The sequence below is a fragment of the Streptomyces sp. NPDC096046 genome, assembly GCF_040303285.1.
GTDB lineage: Bacteria > Actinomycetota > Actinomycetes > Streptomycetales > Streptomycetaceae > Streptomyces.
The window spans coordinates 1-19,347 of sequence record NZ_JBEOSZ010000014.1 but is presented as its reverse complement, the minus strand read 5'-3'; the positions used below and the strand labels follow the sequence as shown (position 1 = coordinate 19,347).

Here is a 19,347-nt window from a genome sequence, read left to right as displayed (position 1 = left end):
GGCGGGCCTGTGGATAACTCCGGGGCTGTCGGTGCGGGCCCCTATGGTGGAGGCAGTGGTCGAGGCGCGACGCACGGGGGACGCAACGATGGGCGCGACGGGCGGGACGGGTGTGATGACGGAACTGGACGCGGTGACCGGGACGGAGGCGATCGGGACCGGGGCGGCCGGGACCGGCGCCGAGGGGCCCGGCGCGGGCCGCGGGCCCGCAGGGCCCCTCGGCGACGACGCGAGCGAGGCGCTGGCCGCACTGCACCGGGTCTTCGGCTACGACGCCTTCCGCGGCGAGCAGGAAGCGGTCATCGACCATGTCGTGGCCGGCGGCGACGCCGTCGTGCTCATGCCGACCGGCGGCGGCAAGTCGCTGTGCTACCAGGTCCCGTCCCTGGTCAGGCCCGGTACGGGCGTGGTCGTCTCCCCGCTCATCGCCCTGATGCAGGACCAGGTGGATGCGCTGCGGGCGCTGGGCGTACGGGCCGGGTTCATGAACTCCACGCAGGACTTCGACGAGCGGCGGACGGTCGAGGCCGAGTTCCTCGCCGGCGAGCTCGACCTGCTGTACCTGGCGCCGGAGCGGCTGCGGCTGGAGAGCACGCTCGATCTGCTCTCCCGCGGCAAGATCGCCGTCTTCGCGATCGACGAGGCGCACTGCGTCTCCCAGTGGGGCCACGACTTCCGGCCCGACTACCTGGCGCTGTCGCTGCTGGGCGAGCGCTGGCCGGACGTGCCGCGGATCGCGCTGACGGCGACGGCCACCCACGCGACGCACCGGGAGATCACCGAGCGGCTGAACATGCCGACGGCCCGGCACTTCGTGGCGAGCTTCGACCGGCCCAACATCCAGTACCGGATCGTGCCCAAGGCCGACCCGAAGAAGCAGCTGCTGAGCTTCCTGCGCGAGGAGCACGCGGGCGACGCGGGCATCGTCTACTGCCTGTCGCGCAACTCGGTGGAGAAGACCGCCGAGTTCCTCAGCCGCAACGGCATCGAGGCGGTGCCGTACCACGCGGGCCTGGACTCGGGGACGCGCGCCGCCCACCAGTCCCGCTTCCTGCGGGAGGACGGCCTGGTCGTGGTGGCGACCATCGCCTTCGGCATGGGCATCGACAAGCCCGACGTCCGCTTCGTCGCCCATCTCGACCTGCCCAAGTCGGTCGAGGGCTACTACCAGGAGACGGGCCGGGCCGGCCGCGACGGGCTGCCGTCGACGGCCTGGATGGCCTACGGGCTGAACGACGTCATCCAGCAGCGCAAGCTGATCCAGTCCGGTGAGGGCGACGAGGCCTTCCGGCGCCGGGCCCAGGCCCATCTGGACTCGATGCTGGCGCTGTGCGAGACGGCCCGGTGCCGTCGGGGCCAGCTCCTCGCCTACTTCGGTCAGGACCCGGACCCGTCCGGCTGCGGCAACTGCGACACCTGCCTGACCCCGCCGGAGACCTGGGACGGCACCGTCGCGGCGCAGAAGGCACTGTCGACGGTGGTGAGGCTGCAGCGCGAGCGCGGGCAGAAGTTCGGCGCGGTGCAGATCGTCGACATCCTGCTGGGGAAGCGGACGGCCAAGGTCATCCAGTTCGACCACGACCAGCTGTCCGTGTTCGGCATCGGCGAGGAGCTCACCGAGGGGGAATGGCGGGGCGTCATCCGTCAGTTGCTCGCCCAGGGGCTGCTCGCGGTGGAGGGCGAGTACGGCACGCTGGTCCTGACCGAGGCCAGCGGGGCGGTGCTCCGGCGGGAGCGGGACGTGCCGCTGCGCAAGGAGCCGAAGAAACCGGTGACCTCCCGGTCGGGGGCGTCGTCCTCGGGCTCCGGGCGGGGCGAGCGCAAGGGCAAGGCGGTCGCCGCCGAGCTGCCCGAGGAACTGCTGCCGGCCTTCGAGGCGCTGCGCGCCTGGCGCGCCGAGCAGGCCCGTGAGCAGGGCGTCCCGGCATACGTGATCTTCCACGACGCCACGCTGCGGGAGATCGCCGTGGCCTGGCCGACATCGGTGGGGGAGCTCGGCGGGATCAGCGGGGTCGGCGAGAAGAAGCTGGCGACGTACGGGGAAGGTGTGCTGGAGGTGCTCGCGTCGCTGGGCGGACCGGCGCACGCGGCTCCGGCAGCGGACCCGGCTCCGGCCCGGGCCTCCGCCCACACCGCGCGTCAGGACGCGGGTGAGCCGGACATCTGGCCGGAGACGGACGAGGAGCCGGAGCCCGACGACTGGATATAGGGCCGGGCACCGGCCGAGGCCACCCGGGGGTGGAGGGCCGGTCCGGTCACAGCGCCCGCCCCGCGTACGCCCTGACCTCCGTGCCGGAGTCCGTCGTCGCCGTGGCGAGGGCCGCCGGGTCTCCTCGGCGGCAAGAGTGAGCTGGCCCTTTGGCCGGCCTGTGCCCGGATCCGCCACCGCCGGCCGGCCGGTGCGGCCACGCCGACCGTCACGGCGAGAGCCGTCCACCGCCGGGACGACTCCGCTACGACAGTGCCGTCAGGCCCGGGGCGAACGCGATCAGCAGGGGCAGCAGCGGCACGAGCGCGGCCGTCGTGGTGGTCAGGGCCCGGTGCCGGCGGCCCAGCCGGGGCGGCGGTTCCAGGAGCCGGTCGACCCGCTCGCCCAGCAGACGGTGGCTGGAGGCGCAGGACAGGACGCCGCGGTGCTGGTTGAGCTCGATCAGGGCCAGGGCCGTGGTCAGGTGGCCGCATCGGCGGGAGGCCGTGTCGTCGGCGGCCAGTTCGACCAGGCGGTGGGTCTGGTCGCAGAAGTGGGCGAACAGCGGGATGCGGGGGAAGCCGGTGGCCAGGGCGGTGGACAGGTGCAGCAGCCAGTCGTGGCGGGCCCGGGCGTGGCCCCGCTCGTGGGTGAGGACGGCGTCGAGCTGGTGGCGGGTGAGGCGGTGCAGGGCGCCCGTGGTCACGATCAGCTGGGGCGGACTTCCGGGCATCCACCAGGCGTCCGGGTACTCGTCCTCCAGGACCAGCAGGGGACCGCGCGCCGCGGGCAGACCGGCCGGCAGGTCGGGGGCGCGCTCGCGCAGGTGGGCGCGGGCCCGGGCGCGGCGCCGGCGGGCCTCGACGAGCTCCCGGGCGAGCATCGCGGTCGTCCAGGCGGCGCCGCAGGCCAGCAGCAGGGTGAGCGCGGCGGCCCAGGGCGGGGCGGTGGACAGGTCGTACGCGGCGGTGACCGCCGGTGGTGCCGGGGCGAAGAGCTGGGCGCGCACCGTGCCGAAGACGGCGGCGGCGCCCAGGGAGAGCGCCGTCACGCAGGCCAGCAGGACGGTGGCGACCAGGCACTGCCACACCCACAGCGCCACCACCGGTTCGCGTTCCGGCCACGCGGCCCGGGTCAGCGCGCGGGGGACGGGGACGGCGGCCGTCACGGCGACGACGCCCAGCAGGAGCAGGCAGACGGTCATGGCCACGGGCTCCGGTTCCTCGTCGGAAGAGGGGCGGCTACGGGTCGTGCGGAGCAGGGCGGTCCCCGGGCGCACCGTGACCACGGCGAGCGTGGCGCACGTGCGGGCACACCGCCCTGTGCTCAGTATGACGGGCCGGGCGGTGTGCGTCAGGGGCCGAGCGGCAACGAGAGTGACCGGAGGGGCAGTCGTCGGCCGCGGGGCGTCAGCCCTGGACCACCCGCCCCGTCACCTCGCCCAGCCCCACCCGCACGCCGTTCGGCCCGGGCGCCCAGGCCGAGAGGGTCACCTCGTCGCCGTCCTCCAGGAACGTCCGCTTGCCGTCGGGGAGTTCGAGCGGCTCGCGGCCGTTCCAGGTCAGCTCCAGCAGGGAGCCGCGCTCGCGTTCCGCGGGGCCGCTGACCGTGCCGGAGCCGTACAGGTCGCCGGTGCGCAGGGAGGCGCCGTTGACGGTCATGTGGGCCAACTGCTGGGCGGCCGTCCAGTACATGGTGGAGAAGGGCGGCTCGGAGACGACGTGGCCGTTGACGGCGACGCTGATCCGCAGGTCGTAGCCGCCCGGTTCCTCGTCGCCGTCGTCGAGGTAGGGCAGCAGCTCGTGCGTCCGGGCCGGAGGCGTCACGAGCGCCTCCTCCAGGGCGTCCAGCGGGGTGACCCACGCCGACACCGAGGTGGCGAAGGACTTGCCGAGGAACGGGCCGAGGGGCACGTACTCCCAGGCCTGGATGTCGCGGGCCGACCAGTCGTTGAGGAGACACAGCCCGAAAACGTGCTCGCGGAAGTCCCCGAGGGCCACCGGCGCGCCCATCCGGGAGGGCACGCCGACGACGAAACCGACCTCGGCCTCGATGTCCAGCCGGACGGACGGGCCGAAGACGGGAGCGGCGTCGGTGGGGGCCTTGCGCTGGCCGGAGGGGCGTACGACCTCGGTGCCGGAGACGACGACCGTGCCGGAGCGGCCGTGATAGCCGATCGGCAGGTGCTTCCAGTTGGGGGTGAGGGAGTCCTCGGCGTCGGGGCGGAAGATCTGCCCGACGTTGCGGGCGTGGTTCTCGGAGGCGTAGAAGTCGACGTAGTCCGCCACCTCGAAGGGCAGGTGCAGGGTCACCGACGACAGGGGGTGGAACAGGGGTGCGACGGTCTCGCGGTGGGACGGCACGGTCACCCAGGCGGTCAGCGCCCGGCGCACGTCGGACCACGCCGTGCGCCCCGCGGCCAGCAGCGGGTTGAGGGTCGGCTGCGCGAGCAGGGAGGCGTACGGCGAGCCGAGCGCGTGGGCCGCCGCGCCCGCGTCCAGCACATGGTCGCCCAGCCGGACGCCCACCGTCCGGTGGGACGAGCCGGGCAGGGAGAACACGCCGTACGGCAGGTTGTGCGGGCCGAAGGGATCGCCCTCGGGGACATCGAAGGGGGGCATCGGGTGCTGCCTCGCTTTCGGGTGTGCCATGTCGTCGCCACGTGTTCGTGGTCGTGCCACACGTTACGGGTGACACGCCGGTCCTGGGCAGAGTCCGAGGAGGCGCGAAGAGGCGAACGGGGCAGGTGGGTCCGGGTGGGACCGGACGGGGCGGCTCCGGCGCACCGGACGGGACGGCACATTCGTACGAGCCGGAAGTTATCCACAGGACGCGACGCAATCTTGACGGAGCGGTGCGAACAGGGCGACTCTGGGCGGGTGCCGGAAGGCCTCGGGGAGGGGGCTTTCCCACGGCACATCTGGGGGGCGGATGGCCATAGGGGTGGCCGGTCCGGGTTCGGTGCGGCATGGTGCACAGCCGAAGCGGCTGGAAGAGACCATGCGCGTCCGGCTCGGCCGGGAATGTGTGTACGTGCCGTCGTGCCGTTTCGGGCTGTACGTGGCGCTGCGCCACTGGTGCCCGCCCGGCGGACGGGTGCTGATGTCGCCGGTCAACGACGACGTGATCTTCTTCGTCGTGCTCGCGGCCGGACTGCGCCCGGTGCAGGCGCCGTTGCACCCGCTCGACGCGTCCATCGACGTCGATGCCGTGCCGGACGAGGTGTGGGGCTCGGTCTCGGCCGTGCTCACGACGAACCTGTACGGCAACCCGGACCCGGCGCCGCGCCTCAGGCAGAAGTGCGACGCGCTGGGCATCCCGCTGTTCGAGGACGCGGCCCACGCGATCGGCAGCCGGGTGGGGGACCGGCCGGTCGGGGCCTGGGGCGAGGCCTCCGTGTTCAGCCTGTCCAAGCACGTCGGGGCCAAGGCCGGAGGCATGCTCTCGCTCGCCGATCCGGGGTTGCGGGAGGCGGTGGAGAAGACCTGCGCGGGGCTGCTCGCGCCGCGCCGGACGAGCGCCGAACTCGCCTACCTGATCCGGCCCTACGCGGAGGCGGCGGTGCGCGGGCTGCGGCTGCGGCGCGCCGCCTGGGCCGCGATCCGGCTGCTGGGGCTGGCGGACCGTGAGGAGATCCGGATGCCGCTGCACCCGGACGAACTCGCCCTCGCCGCCCGCGAGGCGCCCGGGCTCGACGCCCACCACCCCTGGCTGCGGGTCGACATGCACGACTACCGCCTGGCGTCCGGCCGGCTGCGGTTGCGGCGCGTCGGGCGAGGGCTCGACCGGCTGGACGACGTGCTGGACGCCTGCCGGGCGGGCACCGCACTGCTGCTGTCCACGCCCTGGGCCAAGCCGCGTGAGGGCTCGGTGACGCAGCCGTTGTTCCGCGTCCCGCTGTTCGTGGCGGACCGGGACGCGGCGATCGCGGCGCTGGCGCGGCAGGGGATCGTCGTCGGCTACCTCTACGACCCGCCGCTGGACGACTACGCCGGGGCGGAGTTCACCGACCCCTCACCGGCGCCCGAGGCGGCCCGCTGGTTCGCGCGGCACGCGCTGCCCGTCGACCCGCTGCGGGCGCGGACGGTCATCGAGGTGCTGGAGCGGTCGGGGGCGCGACCCGTCCGGGCGCCGGGAGAACTGCCGGGGAACGAGCCGACACCGGGAGGGCTGGGACAGTCCCGTGGCTGAGATCCAGGTGCACGAGCCCGCCGCCGCGCGCACCGACGGCGGCGGACCGCGGCCCGCCGGCACCGACCACGCCCACGACTCGCTGTTCAAGAACGCCTACTTCCTCATGCTCAGCACCGGCGTCTCCGCCGTACTGGGCCTGGGGTTCTGGCTGGTGGCCGCCCGCTACTACTCGGAGGAGGCCGTCGGCCAGGGCTCGGCCGCGATCGCCGCGATGCGGCTGCTCGCCAGCATCACCGCCACCACGATGATCGGCGCCGTCGTCCGCTTCGTCCCGCGCGCGGGCCGGGAGACCGGACGTCTGGTGTGGGGCACGTACGTGGCCAGTTCGCTGATCGTGGCGCTGGCGGCCGCCGTCTTCCTGCTCACGCTCGACGCGTGGGGGGCCTCCTACGCGCCGTTGGGCACACCCGTGGCCGGGGCGGTGTTCGTCGCGGCATGCGTGGCCTGGGCGCTGCTCACCCTCCAGGACGGGGTGCTCACCGGGCTGCGCAAGGCGGAGTGGGTGCCCGCCGGGAACGCGGTGTTCTCGGTCGGGAAGCTGGCGCTGCTGGCCGTGTTCGCCGGCACGCTGCCGGTGCTCGGCATCTTCGTCTCCTGGGCGGTCGCGATCGCCTTCTCCACCCTGCCGCTGGGCTGGCTGATCTTCCGCCGGCTCATCCCACGCCAGGCGGAGGCCGACCGCGGCAAAGAGCCCCCGAGACTCAGGGACATGGGCCGGTTCCTGGCCGGGGACTCGCTGGGCGCGCTGTTCAGCCTGGCGATGATCAACCTGCTGCCGGTGATGGTCGCGGTCCGCTTCAGCGCCGCCGAGAACGGCTACTTCTACGTGGCCTACACCGTCGGCGGCACGATGGAGTTCATGGCCATCAACATGGCCTCGTCCCTCACCGCGCACGCCTCGCACGACCCGCGTCAGCTCGCCGACGGGGTGCGGGGCGCTCTGCGGCGCATGACGCTGCTGCTGGTCCCGGTCGTGCTGGTGCTGGTCGTCTTCGCCCCGCAGATCCTCACCCCCTTCAGCCCGGACTACGCCGAGCACGGCTCGACCGTGCTGCGGCTGCTGGCCCTCGGCGCTCTGCCACGGGTCGTGGTGGAGCTGTACATCGGCGTACTGCGCGTCCAGGGGCGCACAGGAGTGCTGGCCGCGCTCCAAGGGGCCATGTGCGCCCTGGTGCTGGGCAGCGCGGCGGTGCTGTTCACCCCGTCGGGGATCGCGGGCGCAGGATGGGCGGTGCTGCTGAGCATGACGCTGATCGCGGTCGTCGCCACGGCCGGGCTGCGCAACGCCCTGCGCCCCCACGACAGCGCACCCGCCGTCCGCCCGCCCGCCGGCCCTTCCTACGGAACCCACTGGGCGAAACTCAACGCCACCGCCGGGTACGGCACCACCTGGGCCCGCCGGGCCGCCTACCAGCCCGGGGACGGCGACCAGGACACCGTCACGCTGTTCATAGGACGCCCCGGATACGAGCGGGAGGCGCTGCAGGCGGACAGGCTGGCGCTGATCGTGCGGCCGGAGGGGCCGACCCGGGAACCACCGGCCCCGTCCGGGGAGCCGTTCGCGGACGAGGAGGCGCGGGAGCGGCGGCTGAGAGGCGCCCTGTGGAGCCTGTTCGCCGTCGCCACCGTGTTCTTCTGGGCACCGCTGCGGGACCTGCCGTGGCCGGACGGCGCCTCGCAAGCGGCTCTGAGCGGGTGGCAGTTGCTGGAGGGCATGCCCCTGCCGTCGCTCACCGCGGGCGGCCTGCTGCTCGTGGTGTTCGTCGCCGCCGTCACGCTGAGCACCCGGCGCGACCCGTGGCTGCCGGGCACGGCGCTGGGCGCCGCCCTGCTCGCCCTCCACGCCGCACCGGCCGCCCTCGGACGGGAACCGCGGCCGGCGGACGGGGCGTTGTACGAGAAGACGGCCGGCTTCCTGGCGCAGGCGGTGGGGCTCGACGGGCCCGAGCCGCTGCTGCGCTGGGGGCCGCCGGCCTGCCAGGTGATGTGTCTCCTGCCGCTGGGGCTGCTCCTCGCGAGCGCGGGCGGCCGGCTGCCGTGGCCGGGGCGCTGGGGGGTCCTGTATCTCGTCGCGGTCGGCGGCTGGGTGTGGCGTGACGCGCTCGCGCCGGTCGCGCCGCCCCTGCTCGCCGTCCTCGTGCTGCTCCTGCTGCTCCGGCGCGCCGTCTCGGCCCGGTCGCGTTCGCGCACCTCAGCCTCCACAGCCGACCGAACGGCCGACGGACCACCGAGTGGCCGGCCTCACCACTGACCAGCACAGAGCCGAACAGATCGAACAGATCGAACAGACCGAACAGAGCCGAGAGAGCCGAACCGCCAGGGGGGAACCACCGTGCGTCCGCCAGTCACACCGAGGGAGAGATCCACGCCGGAACCCACACCCGCGCGGGGCGGCTCGAACGCCCTCGGCAGCGGTCCCGAGACGGCCCGCCAGTCCTCCAGTCCCTCCTCCTCGGAGTCGTCGAGCCCCGCCCACGCGCCGGTGACGGATCTGTCCGATCTTCCCCCCGCCCGGTCCGGGCGCCGCGCACTGGCCTGGCCCGCCGTCCCGCTGTTCGTCGCGCTCGCGCTCTGGGCGTACGCCGTGCGGCACACCGACGTCTCCCGGCTCGACGACTACGGGCTGGTCAGCGTGCTGCATCCGGCCTTCTGGGCCGGGCTGGCGGTGCTCACCACCGGCTTCTGGTTCACGGTCCGCGACGCGCGCCAGCCGGGCGCATGGCCGGCGGCGTACGTGCTCGGTCTGCTGGTGATGGAGCGGGCCACACAGGCCGTGGTCTATCCGACCCCGCTGTACGCCTGGGCGTGGAAGCACGAGGCGGTCATCGACCATCTGCTGACGGCCGGAGGTCTGCAGACGGCCGATCAGGTCGGCGACATGGCGGTGTACGACCAGTGGCCGGGCTTCTTCGCCGCCCAGGCCGCCCTGCAGCGGCTGCTGGGCGTGGACTCGGCGGCGATGTTCATGGCCTGGTGGCCCCTGGCCTCCAGCCTGATGCTGCTGCTCCCGCTGCTGCTGATCTACCGCACCTTCACCGAGGACCGGCGGCTGATCTGGACCGCGGTCTGGCTCTTCTACGTCGCCAACTGGGTGGGACAGGACTACTTCTCCCCCCAGTCCGTGGCGTACGCGCTGCACGTGGGCGTGCTCGCCGTCGTCCTGCGCCGCTTCGGCCGGTCCGCGGTGCGCGGCGGACGGCCGCGGCAGGCCGTGTGGACGGTGGTGATCACCGTCATGATCGTGGCGATCGTCATCTCCCACCAGCTCACCCCGGGCATGCTGGCCGTCTGCCTGCTCGCCCTGTGCCTGAGCCGCCGCTACCGCGACTGGGTCCCGGCCGTCACGACCGTCGTGCTCTTCCTGGCCTGGTGTCTCACGGCCGCGCTGCCCTTCCTGTCCGCGGCGCTGCCGGACATGATCCGCTCCATCGGCGACGTCGGCGCCAACGTCGAGACGGGCTACGGCGCCACCCCGACCGGCGCCGGAGCGATCGCCACCTCCTGGGCGGCCCGGCTGCTGTCCGGCTCCGTCCTGCTGCTCGCGACCGTCGGCGTGCTGCGCCAGCGGGTGCTGCGCCACCGCGCCCGGCCCCTGCTGCTGGTCGCGGCGGCCCCGCTGCCGATGTTCGCGGCGAGCAGCTACGGCAGCGAGATGATCTTCCGGGTGCTGCTGTTCATGCTGCCCGGCGCCGCCTTCTTCGCGGCAGCCGCGCTGCTGCCCAAGTTCCGCACACTGGCCGCCGACGCCGACGCCGACGCCGACGCCGACGCCGAGACCGGCGCCGACGCGCGGGAGGCCGGCGGCAGACGGACCACCTCCGCCGGAGGCCGTCGGGGCCCTGGCGTCTGGGTGCCGCTGGCCGCGCTGCTCGGCGGCACGCTGGCGTTCGTCCCGGCCTACTCCGGCAAGGACCGGATCAACTACTTCCCGCCTCAGGAAGTGGCCCTCGTCCGGCAGCTCTTCGATCAGGCGCCGGACGGCTCGCTGGTCGTGGCCGCCAACCGCAACTACCCGGACGCGTACGCCTCCTACTGGAGCGTCGACCACTACTGGTTCCTCGACGACGGCCGCAGCCACGTCGACCAGATCGTCGAGAGCCCCGCCGCCACCCTCGCCCGTGACATGGCCGGGGTGGAGCGGCCGGCCCGGGCCTACTTCCTGCTCACCCGGGGACAGTGGGCCAACTCCGAGATGAACGGGCAGCTCGACAAGGCGCAGCTGAACCGCATCCAGAAGTCCGTCGCCGCCTCGCCCCGGTTCCGGCTGGTGGCGAAGAACAGCGCCGGATGGCTCTACGTACTGAAGCAGGCAGGGGGAGCGGAGCGATGACACCGCAGGATCTCGTGGTCCGGATGCTGCCCCCGTTCGGCGGCTGGCTGGCGCTGGCCGCGCTCGCCCTGCCCGGCGGCTCGCCGCTGCGCGGCGCCGCGGTCATGCTCTTCCTGGCGGCCGGCCCGGGCGCCGCCGCCGTCAGGATCTGCGCGCCCGCCCTCGGGGCCCGGCCCGCCGAAGGGCCCGTGGAGCGCCGGGACGCGGACTTCGCCCGCCACTCCGACCTGCTGGAGCGGCTGATGCTGGTGCTGTTCCTGAGCATCGGCGCCGTGATGCTCGCCGCGACCGTGCTGATCGCCACCCACACCTTCAGCGCGCAGCGCGTGCTGCTGACGCTGACACTGCTGACCACATGCGCTGCCTTCTGTCCGCCGCTGCGCGCCTCCCCGACACCGAGCACGACGCCGAGCACACCGAAGGGTTCCGCTCCGTGAGGTTCAACCGCCCCCACCGTCCCTTTCGCCGCAAGCCGAGCACGGCCGCAGGACAGCACCGCAGGACGCCGCACCCGGAGCGACCGCACGCGCGGACACCGCACGAGGAGCGGGCCGCCGGCCCGTCGGCATCCAGCCGGCGCCGCCTGCTGATCACGTCCGCCACGGTCGTCAGCGCGGTCCTGGTCGCCGTCTTCGCCCTGCGGGACCAGGAGCGGGGAGCGGCCGGTTCAGGGGCGGACTGCCGCCCCACGCAGCTCCTGGAACCGCCCTGCGGCGCCTGGTTCGGCGCGTTCGTGCCGCACGAGCGCGACGACCTGCCCGAGAAGGTGCGCGCCTACGAGAAGCGGGTGGGCCGCGCACTCGACATCGTGTACACGTACCACGACATGTCCCTGGCCTCGGGCACCCGGCGCGAGGGCCAACTGCTCACCCCGGAGGAGCGGCGCGTCGGCGAGGACCACCTGCTGCTGCTCTCCTGGGAGAGCAAGTGGTGGGGCGGCACGAAGCGGCAGCAGCCCACCTGGAAGCAGATCGCGGCCGGCGAGCTGGACGACAGGGTCATCGACGTCCAGGCCCGGCGCATCAAGGACTACGGCAAGAAGGTGTTCCTCTCCTTCGATCTGGAGATGGACACCCGCACCCCGGCCAGCGGCACGCCCGCCGACTATGTGAAGGCGTACCGGCACATCCACGACCGGTTCCGCGACCTGGGCGTCGACAACGTGGTGTGGACGTGGATCACCACCGGGTACCTCGACCACGCCGACGCGATCGAGAAGATGTACCCGGGCGACGACTACGTCGACTGGATCGGCTACAACCAGTACAACTACTACCGCTGTCACGACGCCGGCTGGCTGACCTTCGCGCAGACCCAGAACGCCACGCACGACTGGATCCGGGCGAACATCTCCGACGACAAGCCGTTGATGCTCTCCGAGTTCGGCACCGCCGAGGACACGACCCGCCCGCGGCGGCAGGCCGAGTGGTACGCGCAGGTGCCCGGGGTGCTGAAGGACCTGGAGGGCGTCAAGGCGGCCCTCCAGTGGAACCACCGCGACCCCGGGCCGCACTGCAACCTGGCGCTGGCGAACGACGCGGCCTGGGACAGCCTGCGCAAGGCCGTCGCCGACCCGTACCTGAACCAGCCGCTGAGGTGAGCGGTCGCTGACCCGTGCTCGACCAGCCGCAGGAGTGAGCGGTCGCTGACCCGTGCTCGACCAGCCGCAGGAGTGAGCGGTCGCTGACCCGTGCTCGACCAGCCGCAGGAGTGAGCGGTCGCTGACCCGTGCTCGACCAGCCGCAGGAGTGAGCCGTCGCCGACCCGTACCTGAACCAGCCACAGGAGTGAGCCGGGATCAGCCGGCGAACTCGGGCCCGTGCAGCACCGCACGGGCCCGCCGGTACCAGCGCCAGGCGATCGTCTTCGGCCCGTCGCGGTAGGGCGCCACCCGCGCGCCCGCCCCAGCCAGCCAGCTCTCGATGTCGGCGAGGGTGTGGGTGCGCCGGACGATGAGCCGGGCGATGCGGTACCGCTCGTCGCGGTCCGAGCTGAGCGCGTGCCGTACGGCGGTCGCCGTCTCGTAGCCGGCTCGGGCCGACATGGCCCGTACGCGGGGGCTGTTGTAGCCGTGCGGGTAGGCGAGGTGCCGTATCTCGTGCCCGAGGGCGTCCTCCAACACGGCCTTGGAGGTGCGCAGTTCGTACGCCAGGGCCTTGGCCGGCAGGGTGTCGAGCTGCGCGTGGGTGACGGTGTGACTGCCGATCTCCATGCCGGAACGTTCCAGCTCCGGCGCCCGGGCCAGGGTCATCATCGGGGCGGGCGGCAGCAGGCTGCGGCCTCCCGGGGCGATGGCCCCGGTGGTGAGGTAGGCGGTGGCCGGCAGCGCGCGTTCGGCCAGGGCCTCGGCGGTGGCGCCGGGCAGATCGGCGAACCCGTCGTCGAAGGTGAGCAGCACGGGCCGGGGCGGCAGCGGCGCCCGCCCGGCCAGGTGGTCGGCGACCGTGCTGATCGTGACGGGCGTACGGCCGCTGCGGACCACCGCGTCGAGGTGCGCGGCGAACTGCTTCGGCGTGACCGTGAACTCCGCTATCCAGTCCGGCGGATCGTCCGTCACGGAGTGGTACAGGAAGACGGGGATCGCGGGGGTGCAGGCACCGCCCGCCGCGGCTATCGGCCCCTCACCGTCCTGCGCACCCCGCTCCGCCCGGCCTCTGCCGTCCGTCTTCATCCCGCCCCCCGCGCTGTCTTCTCCCGAACGGGCGAGCGCAGGGCCCGCCGGGCCTTCAGATAGCCGACCGGCCCGTACACCATCCCGCGTCGCTGCAACCGCGACAGCCGCCGCGGCCAGGGATGGGTCCGCCCGTCGTGATCACCCGGCATTCCGGCGCGGTGCGCCGCGTCCGTCTCCCGCACGGCCGTCAGCGCACGGGCGTGGGCGAGGCCCCGGGGCAGCCGCGCGAGGAACGCCGGCAGCAGCGCGGGCCGGTTCACGAGCACCGCGGTGAGATACGCCGTGAGCCCGGCGCCGTAGCCGTACGCCTGGGTCTCCAGGTCCCGCCAGGTCTCCCGGTGGTGGTGCCACACCAGGGCGTACGGCGTGTAGCGCAGCCGGTGACCCTCCGCCAGGACGCGCACGAAACCGTAGAGGTCGTCCCCGCCCCGGGCGGCCGTCCCGGCGCCGGTGGCCGGGTCGAAACCGCCGACGGAACGCAGCACCGCGGTGCGGAACGCCATGTTCGCGCCCGATCCGAACCGCCCCGCCGTGAACGGGAACAGCGGCTCGTCGCCCGGCGGGCTCGCCGGGTCGTACGTCCTTGGAGTGAAGCCCTTCGCGAAGCCGCCGTGGCTCTCCAGCAGCACCTGGGCCGGAGTGGTCAGCCGCGCGGGCAGGATCAGCCCGGTGCTGCACCCGAGCCGGGCGTCGGCGGCGAAGGGCGCGGTCAGCTCGGTCAGCCAGCGCGGGTCGGCGACCACGTCGTCGTCGGTGAAGGCGACCACCTCGCCGCCCACGGCGTCCAGCCCGGCGTTGTGCGCGCCCGCGAGCCCCGGAACAGGCTCACGGACGTACCGCACGCGTTCGGCGTACTTCCGCTCGATCAGCTCCCGTGTCTCGTTCGTGACGGGCGCGTTGTCGACGACGACGATCTCGAACCGCGGATGGTCCTGCGCCAGCAGCGAGTCCAGCGCCCGCGCCAGTTGCCCGGCACGTTCCCGCGTCGCGACGACGACACTCGTGTACGGGGGCTCCCCGGGCTCGCCGAAGACGGCCGTCCGGCACTCCGCCCGGGCCCGCCCCGCCAGCACGGCAGTCGGATCCGCCCCCTCCGGCACCCGCCCGAGCAGCGTGCCCACGGGCCGGCCGCCCCTCCTGACCAGCGCGAACACCGCTCCGTACGTCACCGGCGGACTCCCCGGGCCCGGTCTGAGCACCGCCTCGTCCCCGTCGAGGTCCAGCTCGGCGACCTGCACCGCCCCGATGTCCAGGAACCGCCGTATCTCCTCCCGCGCACGCGCCGAACGGGCCACGCGCCCACCCCCCTTGTGTCGGATACGCCTTGCGTTCAGGTGCGGCGCAGCCGGGCCGCGCCCTTCAGTGCCCGCGCCGCCAGCGAGGCGAGCCGCGGCCGGCCGCGGACGAAGCGGTGCGCGCGGCGCGCCGGCTCGCGGCTCAGCCAGTGCAGCGCCGCGCCCGCCCCCGGCCGCGTCACCGCCCCCTCGTACACGGGCAGTTCGCCCGTCTTCAGCGCGTCCTTGTACGCGGCCGTGCCCCGCCCCAGATCGAGCATGCCGACGCCGGCGGCGGCCGCCGCCTCGGCCATGCGCAGGTGCAGCACCAGACCCGGCGAGAACTTCGCGAACTCCGGGTCGTAGGCCGGGAACCAGCAGGCCAGCACCGAGGCCGAGCGCAGCCCGAAGTGGGCGGCGACGGGCCGCTCACCGGCGTACAGCACGGACAGGGTGCCGCTGCACTCCGGCGCCCGGGTCCGGGCCAGCCGTCCGACGAGCCGGGTGATCCACTCCTGGGCGAACCGGTCCCGGCGGCCTGTCCTGCGGTACTGCGCCGACTTCCACGCCATGAGGGTGCGCAGCGCGGTGGGGTCGCGTTCGTCGAACACGAACCGCAGCTCACCGGCCTGCCGGCGCAGCTTGCGCTCCTTGGCCAGCGTGGTCTTGAGGAACTTCGGCGACTGCGTGCGCAGCACCGACTCGTACGTCTCGTAGCCCTTCTCCACGTCGATGACGTAGGTGGCGTGCTCCTCGGCCGCGTACCGGACGAACAGCCGCTGCTCGGCCTCCAGATTGTCGAAGGCGAAGCTCGACACCGAGCAGGCCTTCAGCAGGGCGCCCGTCTCCAGGTCCAGGCCCGGCCGCAGGATCGCGCCCTGCGCGTCCGAGACGCCGAGCCCGACCGCCCGGCCCTGCCCCAGCGGGCCCCGCTCATAGGGCAGGAAGCCGGCCGGCTCCGGCCCCTCGTACACCACGGCGACCCGGGCCCCCGGCCTGACCCGGCCGACGGCTTCGGTGAACTCCGGTTCCATGAAGGGGTTGCGCGGTGCCTCGGAGGCCGCGCGCAGCGCACGCCAGCGCTCCTTCTCCCCTGCGCCGAGCTCCCCGGGACCCGCCACGCGTATGCGCCCACTGCTCAACCTGACCCCCCGATCAAGTCCCCCCTGGACACATGGAAGGTACCGCTCTTTGCGGCCTCTCCGGTAGGTAGCGGAGCATGTTGTTGTCAACCGGTGCAGAGGCCTTCAACCGGGCAATCGGCGTCCGCCGTGTGATGAAACGAAGGGGGCGCGTTGTCCGTATTCTCTGATCATGGCCGCACCCCTCGCATATTCACTCATCGCCACCGATCTGGACGGGACGTTGCTGCGCGGCGACGACACCCTCTCCGACCGGTCTCTCGCCGTGCTCGCGCGGGTGGCGGACGCCGGTGCCCAGCACCTCGTGGTGACGGGCCGGCCGGCGCCGAGAGTGCGGCCGCTCCTGGACGACCTCGGATGCGGGGGGCTCGCGGTGTGCGGGCAGGGCGCGCAGGTGTACGACGCCGGCGCGGACCGGATGCTGTGGTCCATCACCCTGGACCGGGAACTGGCCGAGACGGCCCTCGGCAAGATCGAGGCCGAGGTGGGGCAGGTGTACGCGGCGGTCGACCAGGACGGGGTCGACGGGCTCACGCTGATCGAGCCGGGTTATCTCATGCCGCACCCGACGCTGCCCGCGGTGCGGGTCGACCGGCGCGACGACCTGTGGGGCGAGCCCATCAGCAAGGTGCTGCTGCGCCACCCCTACCTGTCGGACGACGAACTGGCGGCGACGGCCCGCTCGGTGGTGGGCTCACTGGCGACGGTGACGATGTCGGGGCCCGGCACGGTGGAACTCCAGCCGTGCGGGATCACCAAGGCGACGGGCCTGGCGCTGGCCGCCGAGCATCTGGGGCTGCGGCCGGCGGACACCATCGCCTTCGGTGACATGCCCAACGACATCCCGATGTTCGACTGGGCGGCGCACGGCGTGGCGATGGCCAACGGCCATCCCGAACTCAAGGCCGTGGCCGACGAGATCACGCTGTCGAACGAGGACGACGGCATCGCCGTCGTCCTCGAACGACTGCTGGGCGGGACGGCTCAGTACGGGCCGTTGACGTTGTCGATCGAGCCGTAGCGGTCGGCCGCGTAGTTGCAGGCCGCCGTGATGTTGGCGACCGGGTCGAACGGGTCCCACGACGTGCCGTCCACGTGGTAGGCCTGGAACGTCGGGTCGATGGTCTGGAGCAGGCCCTTGGACGGGGTGCCCTTGGCGGCGTTCGAGTCCCAGTTGTTGATCGCCTGCGGGTTGCCGGACGACTCGCGCATGATGTTGCGGTGGATGCCCTCGTAGGACCCGGGGATCCCCTTCTGCGCCATGATGTCCAGCGCTTCGCGGATCCAGCCGTCGAGGTTGTTCGCGTAGGTCTTCGCGGACGCCTGGGTGGCCTGGGCGACGCCCGTGGCGGGCTTCGCGGCCGGCTTGGCCGGGGCGGACGAGGGGGTCACCGTCTTCTTCGCGGCGGGCGCCTTGGTGGTCTTCACCGTCAGCTTCAGACCCGGGTGGATCAGCTTCGGGTTGTCGCCGACGGCGGCGCGGTTGTCCTTGTAGAGCTGCTTCCAGCCGCCCGAGACGTCGTACGTGTCCGCGATGCGGGCGAGCGAGTCGCCCTTGGTCACGGTGTACGTGAGGGACTTGGCGGGCTGGGCCGCCCGCGGCACGGACTGTGCGGCGGCGGGTGCGATCTGGGACTCGGCGGCGCTCGCGTGGGTGGCGCCGAGGAGCGGGAGGGTGAGTGCGGCTCCACCGGTGCCGACGGCGATGAAGCCTCGGGTCAGCGGGTTGGTTCCGGGGCGACGGTGCTTGCCTCGTGCGGGCATGGCGATATTCCTCTCCGGCGCCTGCGAGGTGAGCTGTCGGGTTCGGGCCGGGAGGTGCCCGGCCGCGTACGGCACTGTGTGCCGTGCGCGGCTTCACCCCGAGCCGTGCCGCTGTGCGGACCGGCGACTTACCTGGGTCCCCCGCTCCTGCCCTGCGTGAGTGAGTCGGTTCAGTGGGGAGTCCGGGCGGCGGCAGGATTAGGCGTCCGCCGGACAGGCCGGGAACGTATGCGAGAGCACATGTCGGGAACAAGCGCCTCAGTCACATATCACGCGGATGACCTTGGTCGGGACTGTTTGGGCTACTTGATCCTTTGCGCGAGCCAAGGCTCAACTGGCTTATCGGGGAAGGGGGTACGGGCCGGTGTGAGGCCGGGAGGAAAAAGCGGAAGAGGTGATTCAACTCACTGATCGCGAGCCGGAGGGGCAATTTCCATCAAGGGGAATTCACTTACTCAAAACGGCAAATCGGGCATATTTTGCTACCTTTGGGTAAGTCGATAAATATCTGTTCTTATGGGTTGATCGAAAACATAGCGGTCGTGATCGGATACCACCCGGCCTGTAACCACGGGCGCTGGCGGTGATCGAAACGTGACCGGATACGCTGACGTGAGTGAGGGCAGCGACCTATCGACAAACCGCGTAATCACCGGCAGACACAGCAGACAGGAGACCCCTCGTGACCGACGTCGGGCCGTTCGGGCTGAGCGTGCGGGACCAGGCTCTGGAAGCCGATGTCCAGGCCGGACTGACGGCTGTCGAGGAAGGCTTGCTCGAGGCCACCAAGAGTGAGGTGCCCTTCATCACGGAGGCCGCCCAGCACCTGGTGCGGGCCGGTGGCAAGCGGTTCCGTCCGCTGCTCGTGATGCTCTCCGCCCAGTTCGGTGACCGGTACGCACCCGGGATCGTGCCGTCGGCCGTCGTCGTGGAGCTGACCCACCTCGCCACGCTGTACCACGACGACGTCATGGACGAGGCCGCCGTGCGCCGGGGCGTCGCGAGCGCGAACACCCGCTGGGGCAACTCCGTCGCGGTCCTCACCGGCGACTTCCTCTTCGCCCGTGCCTCGCACATCCTGGCCGACCTCGGCCCGGAGGCCGTGCGAGTGCAGGCCGAGGCGTTCGAGCGCCTGGTGACCGGCCAGATCCTGGAGACGGCCGGACCGCAGGACGGCCGCGACCCCATCGAGCACTACCTGGACGTGCTGGGCGGCAAGACCGGCTCGCTGGTCGCCGTCTCGTGCCGCTTCGGCGCGATGATGTCCGGCGCCGACGAGACGGTCGTGCACGTGCTGACCCAGTACGGCGAGCGGCTCGGCGTCGCCTTCCAGCTCGCCGACGACGTCCTGGACATCGCCTCCGACTCCCACGAGTCCGGCAAGACCCCCGGCACCGACCTGCGCGAGGGCATCCCCACCCTGCCGGTGCTGCGGCTGCGCGAGCGGGCGGCCCGGCTCGGGCTCGCCGAGGACATCGCCCTGTGCGAGCTGCTGGACTCCGACCTCACCGACGACGAACGGCACGCCGAGGCCCTGCGCCTGCTGCGGGCCCACCCGGCGCTGGAGCAGGCCCGGCGGGACACCGTCCGCTATGCCCAGGACGCCCGTTCGGCGCTGGCGCCCCTGAAGGAGTGCGCCGCGAAGACGGCGCTCCTGGAGCTGTGCGACGCGGTGGTGCACCGGGCCGGCTAGTGCCGCAGCAGGCAACGTTCGCCCCGTCGCGACGCCCGGCACGCACTCTCGCCGCACCGGGCGCAAGCCCAAGTACACCCAGTACGAG

Annotated in this window: 14 protein-coding genes and 1 riboswitch; of the genes, 8 read left to right on the top strand and 6 right to left on the bottom strand. The window is 72.8% G+C overall.

Translation table 11 applies throughout. The features are described 5' to 3' along the window. Nucleotides 1–88 precede the first annotated feature (88 nt). On the top strand, nucleotides 89–2,209 hold the full coding sequence (gene recQ, locus ABTX62_RS14880) for a DNA helicase RecQ (protein ID WP_352116539.1): 2,121 nt from the start codon (nucleotides 89–91) through the stop codon (nucleotides 2,207–2,209). Between the two features lie 244 nt (nucleotides 2,210–2,453). Here the strand turns inward: recQ and ABTX62_RS14875 are convergent, their stop codons facing one another. Together ABTX62_RS14875 and fahA are read right to left on the bottom strand one after the other, a co-directional pair. Further along, nucleotides 2,454–3,392 (bottom strand): M56 family metallopeptidase, encoded by a 939-nt coding sequence (locus ABTX62_RS14875; RefSeq protein WP_352116657.1) that lies wholly within the window; start codon nucleotides 3,390–3,392, stop codon nucleotides 2,454–2,456. A 205-nt stretch (nucleotides 3,393–3,597) separates the two neighbouring features. Then, nucleotides 3,598–4,809: a fumarylacetoacetase gene (gene fahA / locus ABTX62_RS14870; protein ID WP_352116538.1), complete on the bottom strand. Its 1,212-nt coding sequence runs from the start codon at nucleotides 4,807–4,809 to the stop codon at nucleotides 3,598–3,600. Nucleotides 4,810–5,119: 310 nt separating this feature from the next. Here fahA and ABTX62_RS14865 point away from each other — a divergent pair, with 310 nt between their 5' ends. The 5 genes from ABTX62_RS14865 (at nucleotide 5,120) to ABTX62_RS14845 (ending at nucleotide 12,312) form a co-directional block, all read left to right on the top strand. Then, on the top strand, nucleotides 5,120–6,379 hold the full coding sequence (locus tag ABTX62_RS14865; protein ID WP_352116537.1) for a DegT/DnrJ/EryC1/StrS family aminotransferase: 1,260 nt from the start codon (nucleotides 5,120–5,122) through the stop codon (nucleotides 6,377–6,379). Further along, entirely contained in the window at nucleotides 6,372–8,633 is a 2,262-nt protein-coding gene (locus tag ABTX62_RS14860) for a lipopolysaccharide biosynthesis protein (RefSeq protein WP_352116536.1), read from the top strand. Before ABTX62_RS14865 ends, ABTX62_RS14860 begins: the two co-directional genes overlap by 8 nt. Before the next feature lie 231 nt (nucleotides 8,634–8,864). Beyond that, entirely contained in the window at nucleotides 8,865–10,712 is a 1,848-nt protein-coding gene (locus tag ABTX62_RS14855; RefSeq protein WP_502997956.1) for a glycosyltransferase, read from the top strand. Continuing rightward, on the top strand, nucleotides 10,709–11,149 hold the full coding sequence (locus tag ABTX62_RS14850) for a hypothetical protein (RefSeq protein ID WP_352116534.1): 441 nt from the start codon (nucleotides 10,709–10,711) through the stop codon (nucleotides 11,147–11,149). Before ABTX62_RS14855 ends, ABTX62_RS14850 begins: the two co-directional genes overlap by 4 nt. Further along, nucleotides 11,146–12,312, top strand: coding sequence for a glycoside hydrolase family 26 protein (locus ABTX62_RS14845; protein ID WP_352116533.1), 1,167 nt, complete (start codon nucleotides 11,146–11,148; stop codon nucleotides 12,310–12,312). Before ABTX62_RS14850 ends, ABTX62_RS14845 begins: the two co-directional genes overlap by 4 nt. 198 nt (nucleotides 12,313–12,510) lie before the next feature. Here ABTX62_RS14845 and ABTX62_RS14840 read toward each other — a convergent pair whose 3' ends face one another. Genes ABTX62_RS14840 through ABTX62_RS14830 form a run of 3 tightly spaced genes read right to left on the bottom strand, consistent with a single transcriptional unit; the run spans nucleotide 12,511 to nucleotide 15,802 of the window. Then, entirely contained in the window at nucleotides 12,511–13,383 is an 873-nt protein-coding gene (locus ABTX62_RS14840; protein ID WP_352116532.1) for a polysaccharide deacetylase family protein, read from the bottom strand. Further along, entirely contained in the window at nucleotides 13,380–14,681 is a 1,302-nt protein-coding gene (locus ABTX62_RS14835) for a glycosyltransferase family 2 protein (RefSeq protein WP_352116531.1), read from the bottom strand. Before ABTX62_RS14835 ends, ABTX62_RS14840 begins: the two co-directional genes overlap by 4 nt. A gap of 35 nt (nucleotides 14,682–14,716) precedes the next feature. After that, nucleotides 14,717–15,802, bottom strand: a complete 1,086-nt coding sequence (locus tag ABTX62_RS14830; protein WP_352116530.1) for a GNAT family N-acetyltransferase — start codon at nucleotides 15,800–15,802, stop codon at nucleotides 14,717–14,719. A gap of 172 nt (nucleotides 15,803–15,974) precedes the next feature. On the opposite strand from ABTX62_RS14830, the gene ABTX62_RS14825 reads away from it, so the two are divergent. Beyond that, nucleotides 15,975–16,823, top strand: a complete 849-nt coding sequence (locus tag ABTX62_RS14825; RefSeq protein WP_352116529.1) for an HAD family hydrolase — start codon at nucleotides 15,975–15,977, stop codon at nucleotides 16,821–16,823. Here ABTX62_RS14825 and ABTX62_RS14820 read toward each other — a convergent pair. After that, nucleotides 16,787–17,566: a transglycosylase SLT domain-containing protein gene (locus ABTX62_RS14820; protein ID WP_352116528.1), complete on the bottom strand. Its 780-nt coding sequence runs from the start codon at nucleotides 17,564–17,566 to the stop codon at nucleotides 16,787–16,789. The genes ABTX62_RS14825 and ABTX62_RS14820 overlap by 37 nt on opposite strands. 3 nt (nucleotides 17,567–17,569) lie before the next feature. Continuing rightward, a riboswitch (cyclic di-AMP (ydaO/yuaA leader) is annotated at nucleotides 17,570–17,739 on the bottom strand. Nucleotides 17,740–18,248: 509 nt separating this feature from the next. Between ABTX62_RS14820 and ABTX62_RS14815 the strand changes: the two genes are divergently transcribed. After that, nucleotides 18,249–19,259: a polyprenyl synthetase family protein gene (locus tag ABTX62_RS14815; protein WP_352116527.1), complete on the top strand. Its 1,011-nt coding sequence runs from the start codon at nucleotides 18,249–18,251 to the stop codon at nucleotides 19,257–19,259. Nucleotides 19,260–19,347 lie beyond the last annotated feature (88 nt).